Source organism: Gelidibacter sediminis (assembly GCF_004364975.1).
Lineage (GTDB): Bacteria > Bacteroidota > Bacteroidia > Flavobacteriales > Flavobacteriaceae > Gelidibacter > Gelidibacter sediminis.
The window spans coordinates 373,537-389,327 of sequence record NZ_SOBW01000008.1 but is presented as its reverse complement, the minus strand read 5'-3'; the positions used below and the strand labels follow the sequence as shown (position 1 = coordinate 389,327).

General features: G+C 37.6%; 9 protein-coding genes. 8 read left to right on the top strand and 1 reads right to left on the bottom strand.

Features of this window, described 5'->3' with window-relative positions; all coding sequences use genetic code 11:
• Positions 1–77 precede the first annotated feature (77 nt).
• Complete coding sequence (gene purL, locus BXY82_RS08360; protein ID WP_133757750.1) at positions 78–3,773, top strand: phosphoribosylformylglycinamidine synthase; 3,696 nt, start codon at positions 78–80, stop codon at positions 3,771–3,773.
• Between the two features lie 122 nt (positions 3,774–3,895).
• Positions 3,896–5,668: an AMP-dependent synthetase/ligase gene (locus tag BXY82_RS08355; protein ID WP_133757749.1), complete on the top strand. Its 1,773-nt coding sequence runs from the start codon at positions 3,896–3,898 to the stop codon at positions 5,666–5,668.
• Positions 5,669–5,702: 34 nt separating this feature from the next.
• Here the strand turns inward: BXY82_RS08355 and BXY82_RS08350 are convergent, their stop codons facing one another.
• The gene (locus BXY82_RS08350) at positions 5,703–7,628 is read right to left on the bottom strand and encodes an LTA synthase family protein (protein ID WP_133757748.1); all 1,926 of its coding nucleotides are present in this window, start codon (positions 7,626–7,628) and stop codon (positions 5,703–5,705) included.
• A gap of 174 nt (positions 7,629–7,802) precedes the next feature.
• On the opposite strand from BXY82_RS08350, the gene BXY82_RS08345 reads away from it, so the two are divergent.
• The 6 genes from BXY82_RS08345 (at position 7,803) to BXY82_RS08320 (ending at position 15,768) form a co-directional block, all read left to right on the top strand.
• Positions 7,803–8,255: a MarR family winged helix-turn-helix transcriptional regulator gene (locus BXY82_RS08345; RefSeq protein WP_133757747.1), complete on the top strand. Its 453-nt coding sequence runs from the start codon at positions 7,803–7,805 to the stop codon at positions 8,253–8,255.
• A gap of 4 nt (positions 8,256–8,259) precedes the next feature.
• A complete protein-coding gene (locus BXY82_RS08340; RefSeq protein ID WP_133757746.1) occupies positions 8,260–10,653 on the top strand; it encodes a 3-hydroxyacyl-CoA dehydrogenase/enoyl-CoA hydratase family protein in 2,394 nt (797 codons plus the stop codon).
• A 118-nt stretch (positions 10,654–10,771) separates the two neighbouring features.
• On the top strand, positions 10,772–11,962 hold the full coding sequence (locus BXY82_RS08335; protein ID WP_133757745.1) for an acetyl-CoA C-acyltransferase: 1,191 nt from the start codon (positions 10,772–10,774) through the stop codon (positions 11,960–11,962).
• Between the two features lie 33 nt (positions 11,963–11,995).
• A complete protein-coding gene (locus BXY82_RS08330; protein WP_133757744.1) occupies positions 11,996–12,349 on the top strand; it encodes a four helix bundle protein in 354 nt (117 codons plus the stop codon).
• A 129-nt stretch (positions 12,350–12,478) separates the two neighbouring features.
• Entirely contained in the window at positions 12,479–14,284 is a 1,806-nt protein-coding gene (locus tag BXY82_RS08325; protein ID WP_133757743.1) for an acyl-CoA dehydrogenase family protein, read from the top strand.
• 182 nt (positions 14,285–14,466) lie between these two features.
• Positions 14,467–15,768: a DUF6265 family protein gene (locus BXY82_RS08320; protein WP_166643276.1), complete on the top strand. Its 1,302-nt coding sequence runs from the start codon at positions 14,467–14,469 to the stop codon at positions 15,766–15,768.
• Positions 15,769–15,791: the final 23 nt, after the last annotated feature.

The window sequence follows — 15,791 nt, the reverse complement described above, 5'->3', positions numbered from 1 at the left end:
TATGCCTAAAAAAGATTAATTTTGCACTTTCAAAACACAACTTGTCTGCTTAAACGGCAGCCACAAACTAAGACATAATGATTCATTTCTTTGGAAACACAAGCAGCAAGCTATTCGCTGTTCAAACAACAAAAGAATTAGGCCCAAAAACCATCGCTAAATTAGTGTGGTTATTTGGCAATCAACCGAAAATAGAACAAGCATCTCTCGATGCTTTTTTTGTTGGTCCTCGCGCTGCAATGATTACCCCTTGGAGTACCAATGCTGTTGAAATTACTCAAAACATGGGGATTTCTGACATCATTCGTATTGAAGAATTTCAAGCTGTAGCTGAAGATTTCAAAGATTATGACCCTATGATTTCTGAAAAGTACCAAGGACTCAACCAAGATTCCTTCACCATTCATATTCAACCAGAAGCAATTTTAGAAATTGAAGATATTGCTGCCTATAACCAAAAAGAAGGCTTAGCACTGAACGATGAAGAGATTGAGTATTTAGAAGGTGTTTCTAAAAAAATTGGAAGAAAATTAACGGACTCTGAAGTCTTCGGATTCTCACAGGTTAACAGTGAGCATTGCCGTCATAAAATATTCAATGGTACATTTGTCATTGATGGTGAAGAAAAAGAAACATCGTTATTTAAGATGATTCGTGAGACTTCAAACAGAAACCCGAACTCCATTGTCTCGGCATATAAAGACAATGTCGCGTTTATAAAAGGGCCAACTGTAGAGCAATTTGCACCAAAAACAGCTGACAAGCCCGATTATTATCAAACAGAACCATTCGAATCAGTTATTTCATTAAAAGCTGAAACCCATAACTTCCCAACTACTGTAGAGCCTTTCAATGGTGCTGCAACTGGTTCGGGCGGAGAGATTAGAGACAGACTCGCAGGAGGAAAAGGTTCTTTGCCATTGGCAGGAACTGCTGTGTATATGACCTCTTATTCAAGATTGGAAGAAAACCGTCCTTGGGAACAAAAAATGGATGCGCGTCCTTGGTTGTACCAAACGCCTATGGATATCTTAATAAAAGCAAGTAATGGTGCTTCCGATTTTGGAAACAAATTTGGTCAACCGTTAATTTGCGGTTCAATTTTGACGTTTGAGCATGACGAAAACTTGGATAGCACGCTAAGCGAAGCCGAAGGGTCCGCACGTAAGTTAGGCTATGATAAAGTCATCATGCAAGCAGGAGGAATAGGGTATGGAAAAGCGGATCAAGCTTTAAAAGACAGCCCTAAAACTGGTGATAAAGTTGTTATTTTAGGTGGTGAAAACTACCGTATTGGTATGGGTGGTGCTGCGGTATCTTCTGCTGATACTGGAGAGTTTTCTACAGGAATCACTTTAAATGCCGTTCAACGTTCCAATCCTGAGATGCAAAAACGTGCTGCAAACGCGGTTCGTGGAATGGTTGAAAGTAACGAAAACTTTATCGTCTCCATACATGATCATGGTGCTGGCGGACATTTAAACTGTTTGAGCGAATTGGTTGAAGAAACTGGCGGACTTATCGATTTAGATAAATTACCTGTGGGCGACCCTACCCTTTCGGCAAAAGAAATCATCGGTAATGAATCGCAAGAACGAATGGGCTTGGTCATTGCTGAAAAACACGTAGAAACTTTACAAAAAATAGCTGATCGTGAGCGTTCCCCAATGTATACTGTTGGAGATGTGACCGGAGATAACCGATTTACGTTTGAGTCTAAAACCACAGGAGCAAAACCAATGGATTTAGATTTGGCAGACATGTTTGGAAGTTCTCCAAAAACAATAATGACAGATACAACGGTTACCCGTAATTACGAAGCGGTTACCTATGCTAAAGATAAATTTAACGATTACTTAGACCAATTATTACAGTTGGAAGCTGTAGCAAGTAAAGATTGGCTTACCAATAAAGTTGACCGTTGTGTTGGCGGTAAAGTTGCAAAACAGCAATGTGCCGGTCCATTGCAACTACCCCTGAACAACGTGGCGGTAATGGCTTTAGATTATAAAGGAAAAGAAGGTGTGGCAACATCCATTGGACACTCGCCAATTTCAGGTTTAATTGATCCTGTAGCGGGAAGTAGAAATGGAATTACTGAAGCGCTTACTAACATTATTTGGGCGCCATTAAAAGACGGCTTGCAAAGTGTGTCACTTTCAGCTAACTGGATGTGGCCTTGTAAAAATGAAGGTGAAGATGCACGTCTTTACGAAGCTGTGAAAGCAGTTTCTGAGTTTTCAATCGACTTAGGAATCAATGTTCCGACAGGAAAAGATTCGCTTTCTATGAAGCAGAAATACCCTAATGAAGAGGTTATTTCTCCAGGAACGGTAATCATTTCTGCAGCAGCAAACTGTAACGACATCACTAAAGTTGTAGAGCCTGTTTTCAAAAAGGATGCGGGACCTGTTTACTATATTAATCTATCACAAGACGATTTTAAATTAGGTGGTAGTTCCTTTGCGCAAATTGTGAATAAAATTGGTGATGAAACGCCAAAAGTTCAACAAGCTGCGTATGTAAAAACGGTTTTCAACACAATTCAAAATTTAATTAAGGACAATCAAATTGTTGCCGGCCATGATGTGGCTTCAGGCGGACTGATTACCACCTTATTGGAACTTTGTTTTGCTGATAACAATTTGGGTGCGAAATTGGATCTGACGACTATCGGTGAAGAAGATTCCTTTAAACTGTTATTTTCTGAAAATGCAGGTCTAGTTTTTCAGACGATTGACGCTTCCGCAGAAGACCTCCTGACTAACGCAAATATTGAGTTTTTCAAAATAGGAACTGTTGTTGAAGGCGACAACTTGAACATATTAAACGGTACAGATGTTTATAATCTAACTGTTTCAAAATTGAGAGATACGTGGTTCAAAACCTCTTTCCTACTCGATCAGAAGCAAACAGCCAACGGATTAGCGCAAGATCGTTTTGATAATTATAAAAATCAACCCCTACAATTTAAATTCCCTGAGCATTTTACGGGAGCATTAGAGAACGCCAGAGGTTCAGAAAACCGTCCAAAAGCGGCTATTTTACGTGAGAAAGGTTCAAATTCAGAAAGAGAGATGGCAAACGCCATGTACCTTGCGGGATTTGATGTAAAAGATGTCCACATGACCGATTTAATTTCAGGGCGTGAAACCTTAGAAGACATTCAATTTTTAGGTGCTGTTGGTGGCTTCTCAAATTCTGATGTATTAGGTTCTGCTAAAGGATGGGCAGGTGCTATTAAATACAACGAGAAAGCCAATAAAGTCATCAAGGATTTCTTTAAAAGAGAAGACACACTTTCAGTAGGTATTTGTAATGGTGCACAACTTTGGATGGAATTAGAATTGGTAAATCCGGAGCATGAAATTCATGGAAAATTGACCTATAACGATTCTAAAAAACACGAAAGCGGATTTACATCTGTAGAAATTCAGAAAAACAACTCGGTGATGCTTTCAACTTTGGAAGGCAGCAAACTGGGGGTTTGGATTTCTCATGGTGAAGGAAAATTTAAATTACCACTATCAGAAGGCAACTATCAGATTGTAGCAAAATATGGCTATGAAGGGTATCCTGCAAATCCAAATGGATCTGACTTCAACACGGCCATGATGTGCGATACAACAGGACGTCATTTGGTAACCATGCCACATATTGAACGTTCTATTTTTCAGTGGAACTGGGCACATTACCCAGACGCTAGAAAAGATGACGTTTCACCTTGGCTAGAGGCCTTTGTAAATGCTCGCAAATGGATTGAAAACAGATAATATTCAGTTATCATATTAAGATTACCAAGGGGTTTTTGTTAACAAAAATCCCTTTTTTTTGGTCTACATTTGAAAATCCTATTTAATTTCATACTTTGCAGAGACTAAACTTCACAAAACCAATGACAGGTATTACAAGAATTTTTGATATTCCTAAATATCAATTAGAAAATTATAATCTTGATAAAGCGCTAATTACTAAATATAATGGCGAATGGAAATCAATTTCATCAAAGGAATATGTAGAGAATGCCAATGCTATAAGTAGAGGTTTACTACGCTTAGGAATCCAACCCAATGATAAAATTGCCGTCATTTCTACAAATAACAGAACAGAATGGCATGTTTTGGATATTGGAATCCTACAAATTGGCGCGCAAAACACACCAATCTACCCTACAATTTCAGAACAAGATTATGAGTATATCCTTAACCACTCTGAATCTGTGATCTGTTTTGTTTCTGATGCTGAGGTGATGGCTAAAGTGAATGCCATTAAAGACAACACAAAACTAAGAGCAGTTTACACGTTTGATGATGTAAAAGGAGAAAAAAGTTGGAATGAAATTTTAGAATTAGGCAAGGACGAAAGCAATCAACAGGAGGTTGAGGCCCGGATGGCTGCCGTAAAACCAGATGATTTGGCAACGCTGATTTACACCTCAGGAACCACAGGAAAACCAAAAGGAGTTATGTTATCTCATAACAATTTAGTATCTAATGTTTTGGCCAGCCAAAAGCGTGTTCCGTTTGAAAATGGGAAGTCTAAATCCCTTAGTTTCTTACCAGTGTGTCACGTTTTTGAGCGCATGGTAATATATCTTTATCAAGTATGTGGTGTAGAAATCTATTTTGCAGAATCCATTGATAAAATGAGTGAGAATCTACAGGAAGTGAAGCCAAATGTGATGACTGCAGTCCCTAGACTTTATGAAAAAGTCTATGATAAAATTGTAGCCAAAGGTAGTGATTTAACAGGAATTAAGAAAAAATTATTCTTTTGGGCTATAGAACTAGGCCTGAAGTATGAACCTTACGGCGCCAACGGTTGGTGGTATGAAACACAACTTAAATTAGCCCGTAAACTCATTTTTAGCAAATGGAAAGAAGGACTTGGAGGCGAGTTGGATTTAATGGTATCGGGTAGTGCTGCATTACAAACCCGATTGACACGAACTTTTGCTGCAGCAGGAATGCCCATTATGGAAGGCTACGGGTTAACTGAAACATCTCCAGTAATAGCTGTAAACGACATGCGCAACGGCGGCTTTAGAGTAGGCACCGTTGGAAAAATAATAGAAAAAGTAGAAGTTCAAATTGCAGCTGATGGCGAAATTTTAGTTAAAGGCCCAAATGTGATGTTGGGGTATTTTAAAGATCCTGAAAAAACTAAAGAGGTCATGACAGGCGATTTCTTTCATACCGGCGACATTGGTGAAATTGATGCGGATGGTTTTTTGAAGATTACGGACCGCAAAAAGGAAATGTTCAAAACTTCTGGCGGAAAATATGTGGCACCTGCCCTTATTGAAAATCAGTTAAAACAATCGCGTTTTATTGAGCAGATCATGGTCATTGGTGAAGGTGAGAAAATGCCTGCTGCCTTAATTCAGCCAAACTTTGATTTTATTAAAGAGTGGATTAAAAAGAAAGATAAAGATATTAAGTTAGACAATGCCTCTATTATAAAATCAGACGTGGTTATTGCGCGTATTCAGAGAGAAATTGATGAAGCTAATGAACATTTTGGAAAGTGGGAACAAGTGAAACGTTTTGAAATTACGCCTGACATATGGTCTATTGAAGGTGGACAGTTGACCCCAACCTTAAAAATGAAACGAAAAATCATCAAAGAAATGTACAAAGATCTTATTGAAAAGATTTACAGACCTTAACAAAAAAGAGCTTCAATAATTGAAGCTCTTTTTGTTAGTTTAATTTTTTATCTACAATACGTTCAAAATAATCTTTCAAAAATGCTTTACAAGCTAATTCGGTAGCATCCATATCTGGTGTTCTGCTCGCAATCAAATTATGCTCAAGGCTTTTATCATTAATATCATAAAACCCTGTGGCGCGCTTTCCATCAAAAGTACATATATAATTGCCACGTTGTAAATGATATTGAGAGGCGTTATGATTAATTACAAAAGGTTCAACACCATCATCTGAAATTAGGCTCCTACCCCAACTTCTAAATGGTTTGTTGTAACCAATCATATCTAATAGGGTTGGATAAATATCAATTTGCTGAGCCAATTCGTCAATAGTACCAACTAAACTTCCATCCGATTTATAAAATAAAATTGGCACTGCACGTCTATTAATTACTTTATTATACTCATCATAATACACTTGGTTACAATGGTCTGCCGTAATCACAAATATGGTATTGTCAAACCAAGGTTCCTTTTTCGCAGTCTCAAAAAATTGTTTAAATGCATAATCCGTATAACCAACAGGTTCATGCATATCAATATGGCCCTTCGGGAATTTACCATCGTATTTTTCGGGAATATTAAAAGGCTCATGGGAAGACACTGTAAATACAGTACTAAAAAACGGCTCTGTTTTTTTGTCTAAAGTCGTTTTCATAAATTGCATAAAGGGTTCATCCCAAATCCCCCAACTGCCATCATAATCATCATCATGACCATAGTCTTCCATACCATAATAATGATCAAATCCCAGAATATTGCTAAATCCTAAGAAGCCCATAGAACCATTGGGAGCGCCGTGAAAAAATGAGGTGTCATAATCCAAATCATTCATTACTGAAACCAAACTCTGAATCTCTTGATTAGAATAACTTGACGATGTAAAAGCATCGGAAAATGAAGGAATCCCAGACAACACAGAGGACATTCCATGAATAGACTTGGCGCCATTTGCAAATGCATTTGGGAAGATGAGACTGTGCTGTGCCAAAGAATCTAAAAATGGTGTATAACTTTCGTAATTGGGAATCCCAGAATTCTTATTAAACGCTCCAATATATTCCCTTCCCATACTTTCGGTAATGATGACAATTATATTAGGCTTTGTTGATACATTAGTAGCGTACTGCTTAATCGGCTTGATGTAGAATTTCACTTCCTCATCACTAATTTCGTAATCCACTTTCTTAAAGCTACTATTTCCAAAGGTTCTTATAAATGCAAAGGTCGTATTGAGTACCAAATCAGCCTGTTCCATTTTTTTGACGTGCTTACTCGCATCAACCAAATTGATTGGACGTGTGCTTTTTTTGAAATCACCACCTCTAATTCCACCTACAATTAAAGTTCCGATAATCACAAACGCAATTGCCGATGATATATAATAAGATTTATTGGAAAGATGCTGTTGGTTTTGAGGGAGTTTTACACGTTTATACAAGTAGATCCAGAGCAGACTAACCACGATAAATAATAGATACACATGCCAATAACTGACCATAAACCTGAAAAACATCGCCGTTTTATTGCCTTCATTTTTTACGACATCTAGAACTGATAGTGTTGTCCTCGCAAAATTAAATTTGTAATATATAAAATCAACAAAGTTAAGCGCGTAGGCCACCAAATTGGTGACAAAATACACTACCATTAAAAATTTACCATACCAAGGTGCGGTCGTGACACGCAATGGCACTATAGACAATAAAATAAAAAGTAAATTGACATATAATATGGCCGCTGTATCAAATGCCAAGCCGTAATACGACAGTTTGAAGAATGCTCCGGCAGAATGCACCTCTAAAACGTCATAATTATAGACGAAAAATAAAAACCGCGCTACAAAATAAAATATATAAACCAAAAACAGGCGGTATAGCAACACCTTATATTCCTGTTTTCGAAAAAATAACCTCATACCAATAGTTCTGATTATGGATAGTGCTGGCAAAAGTACAAATAAGACGCACACCAATAAATAATTGCAAGTATTTATACTATTGCTTTTATGGTAAAAATCTCATTAAATTTTTTGTAATTTATTATGCATGCATAGTATATTTTTGTATATTTGGATTCCTTATGATTTAAAATGAAAGATAAGACCATTGATTATGTACTAAAAACCACTTGGTTAGCAGTTACAAAAATGTATAATGAAGAAGCCGCCAAGTTTGACAGCACCATGGCCACAGGTTTCGCACTTTTGAGTATTGACCCTGAAAAAGGAACACCTTCTACCGCTATGGGACCGAAAATGGGCATGGAAACTACAAGTTTGTCTAGAACACTAAAATCTATGGAAGCTCGTGGATTGATTGAGCGCAAGCCAAACCCCGAAGATGGACGCGGCGTTTTGATCTTCCTAACCGATTTTGGAAAACAAAAGCGTGCCTACTCTAGAGAGAAAGTACTGATCTTTAATGATACGATTCGCAAGAATGTAACGGATGAACAACTGAAACATTTTTACGAAGTGGCTGAAGTCATCAATAATATGATTAGTAACAAAAATATATACAATCAAAAAGAAAATAGTTTATAATAATATGAGCAAACGTAGAATAAAAAAAGTAGCCATTGTTGGCTCCGGAATTATGGGAAGCGGTATTGCATGTCATTTTGCCAATATTGGTGTGGATGTGTTGCTTCTTGACATTGTTCCAAGAGAATTGACCGATGCTGAAAAAGCTAAAGGATTAACTTTAGAGGACAAAGCCGTTAGAAACAGAATTGTAAATGATTCTCTGACCGCCTCACTAAAATCGAAACCCTCTCCTATTTACCACCAATCTTTTGCAAGTAGAATTACTACAGGTAATCTTGAAGATGACATTGCCAAAGTAAAGGATGTGGATTGGATTATGGAAGTTGTTGTGGAACGCTTAGATATTAAGCAGCAAGTTTTTGAAAAACTTGAAAAACACAGAACCCCTGGTACGTTGATTACGTCTAACACCTCTGGTATTCCTATTCACTTTATGAGTGAAGGCCGAAGTGAAGATTTCCAAAAGCATTTCTGTGGAACTCACTTTTTTAACCCTGCGCGTTACTTAAAATTATTTGAAATCATTCCTGGACCAAAAACGTCTCAAGAGGTGTTGGATTTCTTAAATGGTTATGGAGAAAAATTCTTAGGGAAAACATCAGTAATAGCTAAGGACACGCCGGCATTTATCGGAAACCGTATTGGAATTTTTGGAATCCAAAGTTTATTCCATCAAGTTAAGGAAATGGACTTAACGGTGGAAGAAGTCGATAAATTAACCGGCCCGGTTATTGGCCGCCCAAAATCGGCGACCTTCAGAACAGTTGATGTTGTTGGATTAGACACATTAGTTCACGTGGCTAATGGCATCTATGACAACTGTCCAGATGATGAAGCTCACGAACTTTTCAAATTACCAGATTTCATCAACACCATGATGGAAAATAAATGGTTGGGAAGTAAAACTGGTCAAGGTTTCTACAAAAAAGAAGGCAAGGATATTAGAACATTGGATCTAAACACCTTAGAATATAGAGATAAAAAATCTGCAAGATTTGCAACCTTAGAACTTACAAAAACTGTCGATAAGGTGGTTGACCGCTTCCCGATTTTAATCTCCGGAAAAGATAAAGCAGGCGAATTTTATAGAAAGAACTTTGCAGCAATGTTTGCTTATGTTTCTAATAGAATTCCAGAAATCGCCGATGAGCTTTACAAAATAGACGACGCTATGAAAGCTGGATTTGGATGGGAACACGGACCTTTCCAAATTTGGGATGCTGTTGGTGTAGAAAAAGGAATCGAATTGATGAAAGCGGAAGGTTTAGAGCCTGCAGCTTGGGTTACAGAGATGATTGCATCGGGCAACACATCATTCTACACTGTTAAGGAAGGTAACACGTTTTTCTATGATATTCCATCAAAACAACAAGAGAAAGTTCCAGGACAAGATGCCTTTATCATATTAGATAACATCCGTAAGTCGAAAGAAGTCTTTAAAAACTCTGGCGTAGTGGTTGAAGATTTAGGAGACGGCATTTTAAATGTTGAATTCCAATCTAAAATGAACACTATTGGAGGTGATGTACTTTCTGGCTTAAATAAAGCGATAGACATTGCCGAAAAAGATTTCGCAGGATTGGTGGTTGGTAACCAAGCCGCAAACTTCTCTGTTGGAGCAAACATCGGAATGATCTTTATGATGGCTGCTGAACAGGAATATGATGAGTTGAACGCGGCGATTAAATATTTCCAAGATACCATGATGCGCATGCGCTATTCTGCTATCCCAACAATTGCTGCACCACATGGTATGGCACTTGGTGGCGGTTGCGAAATTTCATTACATGCTGATAAGGTAGTTGCTGCAGCTGAAACTTACATGGGACTTGTAGAGTTTGGTGTAGGTGTTATTCCTGGCGGCGGTGGTTCTAAAGAAATGGCCTTACGTGCTCAGGATACCTTTAAAAAAGGTGATGTGGAATTGAATACACTTCAAGAATACTTTTTAACTATTGGGATGGCAAAAGTTTCTACTTCTGCATACGAAGCTTTTGATTTAGGCCTCTTACAAAAAGGAAAAGACCTTGTGGTGGTCAATAAAGATAGACAGTTAGCAACGGCTAAAGCACATGCTAAATTGATGGCAGATGCGGGTTACACCCAACCTGTAAAACGTACAGATATTAAAGTACTCGGAAAACAGGCCTTAGGAATGTTCTTAGTAGGAACAGACTCAATGGAAGACAGTAAATACATTAGTGAACATGATCAGAAAATTGCCAACAAACTAGCTTATGTAATGGCAGGCGGCGATTTATCTGAACCAACCTTAGTATCTGAACAATATTTATTGGATTTGGAGCGTGAAGCCTTCTTATCATTGTGTACCGAAAGAAAAACTTTGGAAAGAATTCAGCACATGTTGAAAACAGGGAAACCCTTACGTAATTAGAAAATAGAATAAAGAATTTAGAGAAGAGAAGCCATATAAGAATATTTTGAAATAGATAAAAAAGTCTTACTTCTCTTTTCTCTATTCTCTTTTCTCACTAAAAACATAAAATAGAACTATGAAGACCGCATATATAGTAAAAGCATACAGAACTGCTGTTGGTAAAGCGCCCAAAGGTATTTTCCGATTTAAAAGAACGGACGAGCTCGCCGCTGAGACCATTCAGTACATGATGAAAGAATTGCCTAACCTCGACAAGAAACGTATTGACGATGTTATCGTAGGTAATGCCATGCCAGAAGGCGCACAAGGCCTTAACATGGCACGATTTATTTCATTGATCGGATTGGACACTGTGGATGTTCCAGGTGTAACTATCAACCGTTTTTGTGCATCGGGTATTGAAACCATTGGAATTGCCACAGCAAAAATTCAAGCAGGAATGGCTGACTGCATCATTGCAGGTGGTGCTGAAAGCATGAGTGCCGTCCCGATGACCGGATTTAAACCAGAATTAAATTACGATACCGTAAAAGCGGGTCACCCCGAATATTATTGGGGCATGGGAAATACTGCAGAAGCAGTTGCCAACCAATTTAATGTGTCTCGTGAAGATCAGGATGAGTTTGCCTATCATTCGCATATGAAAGCTTTAAAAGCGCAAGCAGAAGATCGTTTTCAAAAACAAATTGTACCAATTACTGTTGATCAAACTTATATCGATGCCAACGGTAAAAAAGCGACAAAATCGTACACAGTTACTAAAGATGAAGGTCCAAGAGCCGGAACAAGTTTAGAAGCTCTTGCAAAATTGCGTCCAGTTTTTGCGGCTAACGGAAGTGTAACCGCAGGAAACTCATCGCAAATGAGTGATGGTGCTGCGTTTGTAATGATTATGAGTGAGGAAATGGTTAAAGAATTAAATCTTGAACCTATTGCGCGTTTAGTCAATTATGCAGCTGCAGGTGTTGAACCGCGTATTATGGGTATTGGTCCTGTAAAAGCGATTCCAAAAGCATTAAAACAGGCAGGTTTACAGCAAAAAGACTTAGAATTAATTGAGTTAAATGAAGCGTTTGCTTCACAATCTATTGCCGTTATTAGAGAATTGGATTTAAATCCAGACATCATTAACGTTAATGGAGGTGCCATTGCCTTAGGTCATCCACTTGGCTGTACAGGTTCAAAATTATCAGTTCAGTTATTTGATGAAATGCGTCAGCGTAACATGCAAGGTAAATACGGAGCCGTTACGATGTGCGTAGGTACAGGTCAAGGCGCTTGTGGGATATTTGAGTTCCTCAACTAGAATCAGGACTACTAGAATCAAGAACCATGACTAATGCATAATTTTAAAAAATTAAAAATTTGGGAAGAGTCAATCAGTCTAGTTCAACATAACTATAGGCTGACTCGAACTTTTCCAGATTTTGAAAAATTTGCTTTAGTAACACAAATGAACCGATGTGCAGTATCTATTCCTTCTAATATCGCAGAAGGATCGAGCAAAAGCACAAATAGACATTTCAATAAATATCTTGAAGACAGTTTAGGTTCAGCATTCGAATGGGAAACACAATTGATAGTGGCATTTAACGAAAACTACTTGTCTGAAGAAAAATTTAAAGAACTCGAACAAAAAATAATACAAATTCAAAAAATGATATCAAGATTTCAATCTGGATTAAATCTTTAGTCTTGGCTCTTGGCTCTTGATTCTTTTAAAATAAAATAACAAAGACATTAGTATTAAGTATTAAGATGAATAAAAATTCAACTTTTCAATCTTAATACTTAATACCAAATACTTAATACTACTAACAACATGGAAGCACAACAAGAAAAAGAAATACTACGAGGTGGACAGTTCCTCGTGAAGGAAACAAAATGCGAAGACGTATTTACCCCTGAAGATTTTAACGAAGAGCAAAAAATGATGCGCGATTCGGTTATTGAGTTTAATGATCGTGAAATCATTCCGCACAGAGATCGTTTTGAGGCTAAAGACTATGCACTTACGGAAGAAGTCATGCGCAAGGCTGGAGAAATGGGATTCTTAGGGGTATCTGTTCCTGAAGCTTATGGCGGATTGGGAATGGGGTTCGTGTCTACCATGATTGTATGCGAGTACATATCTAGTGGAACGGGATCTTTCAGTACGGCCTTTGGAGCACATACAGGAATTGGCACAATGCCAATTACCCTTTATGGAACTGAAGAGCAGAAACAAAAATATGTTCCAAAATTAGCTACAGGCGAATGGTTTGGTGCATATGCATTAACGGAACCAGGAGCTGGATCTGACGCCAATTCTGGTAAAACAACAGCAACCTTATCTGAAGATGGCAAATCATACAAAATTAACGGCCAAAAAATGTGGATCTCCAATGCGGGATTCTGCGATTTGTTTATTGTATTTGCCCGAATTGAAGATGACAAAAACATCACCGGATTTATCGTTGAGAAAGATCTTAACAACGGCATCTCTTTAGGTGAAGAAGAGCATAAATTAGGAATTCACGCATCCTCAACACGTCAAGTATTCTTTAGTGATACCGTAGTTCCGGTTGAAAACATGTTGGCTGGTCGAGGTGAAGGATTTAAAATCGCTATGAACGCCTTAAACATTGGTCGTATTAAATTAGCAGCAGCATGTTTAGATTCTCAAAGAAGAATCACTTCCCATGCCGTGCAATATGCTAATGAGCGTAAACAATTTAACACGCCTATTTCCGACTTCGGAGCTATTAAGTTGAAATTGGCTGAAATGGCAACCAACTGTTATGCTGGTGAATCTGCATCATACAGAGCTGCCAAAAATATTGAAGATCGTATTGCGCTTCGTGAGGCTGCGGGTAATTCGCATCAAGAAGCCGAATTAAAAGGTGTTGAAGAATACGCTATTGAATGTTCAATCTTAAAAGTTGCGGTTTCTGAAGATGTACAACATTGTGCTGATGAAGGGATCCAAATTTTTGGTGGGATGGGCTTTTCTAAAGACACGCCAATGGAAGCTGCTTGGAGAGATGCACGTATTGCAAGAATTTATGAAGGTACTAACGAAATCAACCGAATGTTATCGGTAGGAATGTTGGTTAAGAAAGCAATGAAAGGTCATGTAGATTTATTGGGTCCTGCACAAGCGGTGGCTGATGAATTGATGGGCATTCCATCTTTTGACACCCCTGATTACTCTGAATTATTTGCAGAAGAAAAGGAAATGATTGCTAAACTGAAGAAAGTATTCTTAATGGTAGCCGGTGCTGCAGCTCAAAAATATGGCGAAAAGTTAGACAACCAACAACAATTATTATTGGCTGCATCTGATATTTTGATCGAGATTTATATGGCAGAATCCACGATCTTGAGAACTGAGAAAAACGCTAAACGTTTTGGTGAAGCATCTCAAGAAATTCAGATTGCAATGTCTAAATTATACTTATACAATGCCGTTTCTATTGTAGAAAAGAATGGTAAGGAAAGTATTATTTCATTCGCTGAAGGAGATGAACAACGTATGATGTTGATGGGTCTGAAGCGTTATGTAAAATATGCAAACTATCCAGACATTGTTGATTTACGTAAAGCAATTGCTGAAAAAGTTAAAGCTGATAATAAATATAGTTTCTAAAATTCTGACTAACATAAATTTTATTAACTGAGAAAAGCCAATTCATGAATTTGAATTGGCTTTTTGCTTTTTTTAGATAAGCACTACTCACCTTCTCTCATTTGATGAATCAGGCACCTCGTATTTCATATTTTTCTGACAGATTAGATTCAAAAATTATATCTTTATAAAAATTAATGTCCATGCGAGTCTGTTTATTATTCCTTTTTACGCTGAGCTTATTATGGAGTTTTGCACAAACCAATACTGAAGTTTTTCTATTTGATTTGAATATGGATAAAGGTGTTTTTAACATCTCAAATTTCCAGAACATTTCAAACAACGATGGTTACGATAATCAGCCCTCGTTTATGGATAATGAAACGATCTTATTTTCGAGCACCCGTAATGGACAAACCGATATCGTCAAATACAACCTTAATTATGGTTTAAAAACATGGATTTGCTTTACCGAAGGTAGCGAATATTCACCCTTAAAAATTCCTAAGCAACATGCCGTGTCAGCAATTAGATTAGATCCTGATGGCACACAACGGCTCTATCGTTATGATTTAGATAACAGTTCCAGTACGGTAATACTAGATACTTTGATTGTAGGTTATCACGTGTGGTCAAACAAAAATGAAATTGTTTCTGCTGTTTTAGAAAATAATGGCCTTTCTTTATTTACCTCAAATTTAAATACTAAAAAAAACAAAAGATTAGCAACAACTATAGGACGCGCTTTGCATAACATACCAAATTCAAATTTGATCAGCTTTCTTTCAAAGACTACCACTGGACCGTCGGAGATCAAGTCATTCAACCCATCAAACGGAATGATCAAAACAATTGCGAAAGCACTCCCAGATAGTGAAGACTTATTCTGGCTCACAGAAAACAGCATCCTCATGACAAATGGTGATGTAGTTTATAAACTGGATATTCACACTAACTTAGGATGGATTGAAGTGGCCTCGTTAAAAGCGTTTGGAGTTACCAATCTCTCCCGTTTAGCGGTCAGCCCTGACGGTAAAAGATTAGCGATTGTTGGCGAATTGATTGACCAGGCAGGTACAAATACAAGCTTTTCAGACCAACCTTTAGCTCCAACCCTGGACAATATCAAGTGGCTTTCTGGCAACTGGAAAGGCGAGGCATTTGGCGGCCAAATTGAAGAAAATTGGAGCGAACCGTCCGGCGGATCAATGATGGCGACGTTTAAATTAATTGATAAGGGCACGGTAGTATTTTACGAGATTGAAATTATTCGTGAAATTGAAAACACCCTGATTTTACAGCTAAAACATTTTGGCAACGACCTTAAAGGATGGGAAGAAAAAGATGAAACTATCGATTTCCCGTTAAAGGAAATTACACACAATAAAGTTGTTTTTGAAGGCATGACCTTTGAGAAAATAAGTGATCATGAAATGAATGTTTATGTTGATATGAAGCAAGATGATGGTCGTATAGAAAACGTAAAATTCAATTATAAAAAATAGAATCGAAATCCAATTTTTCAAAA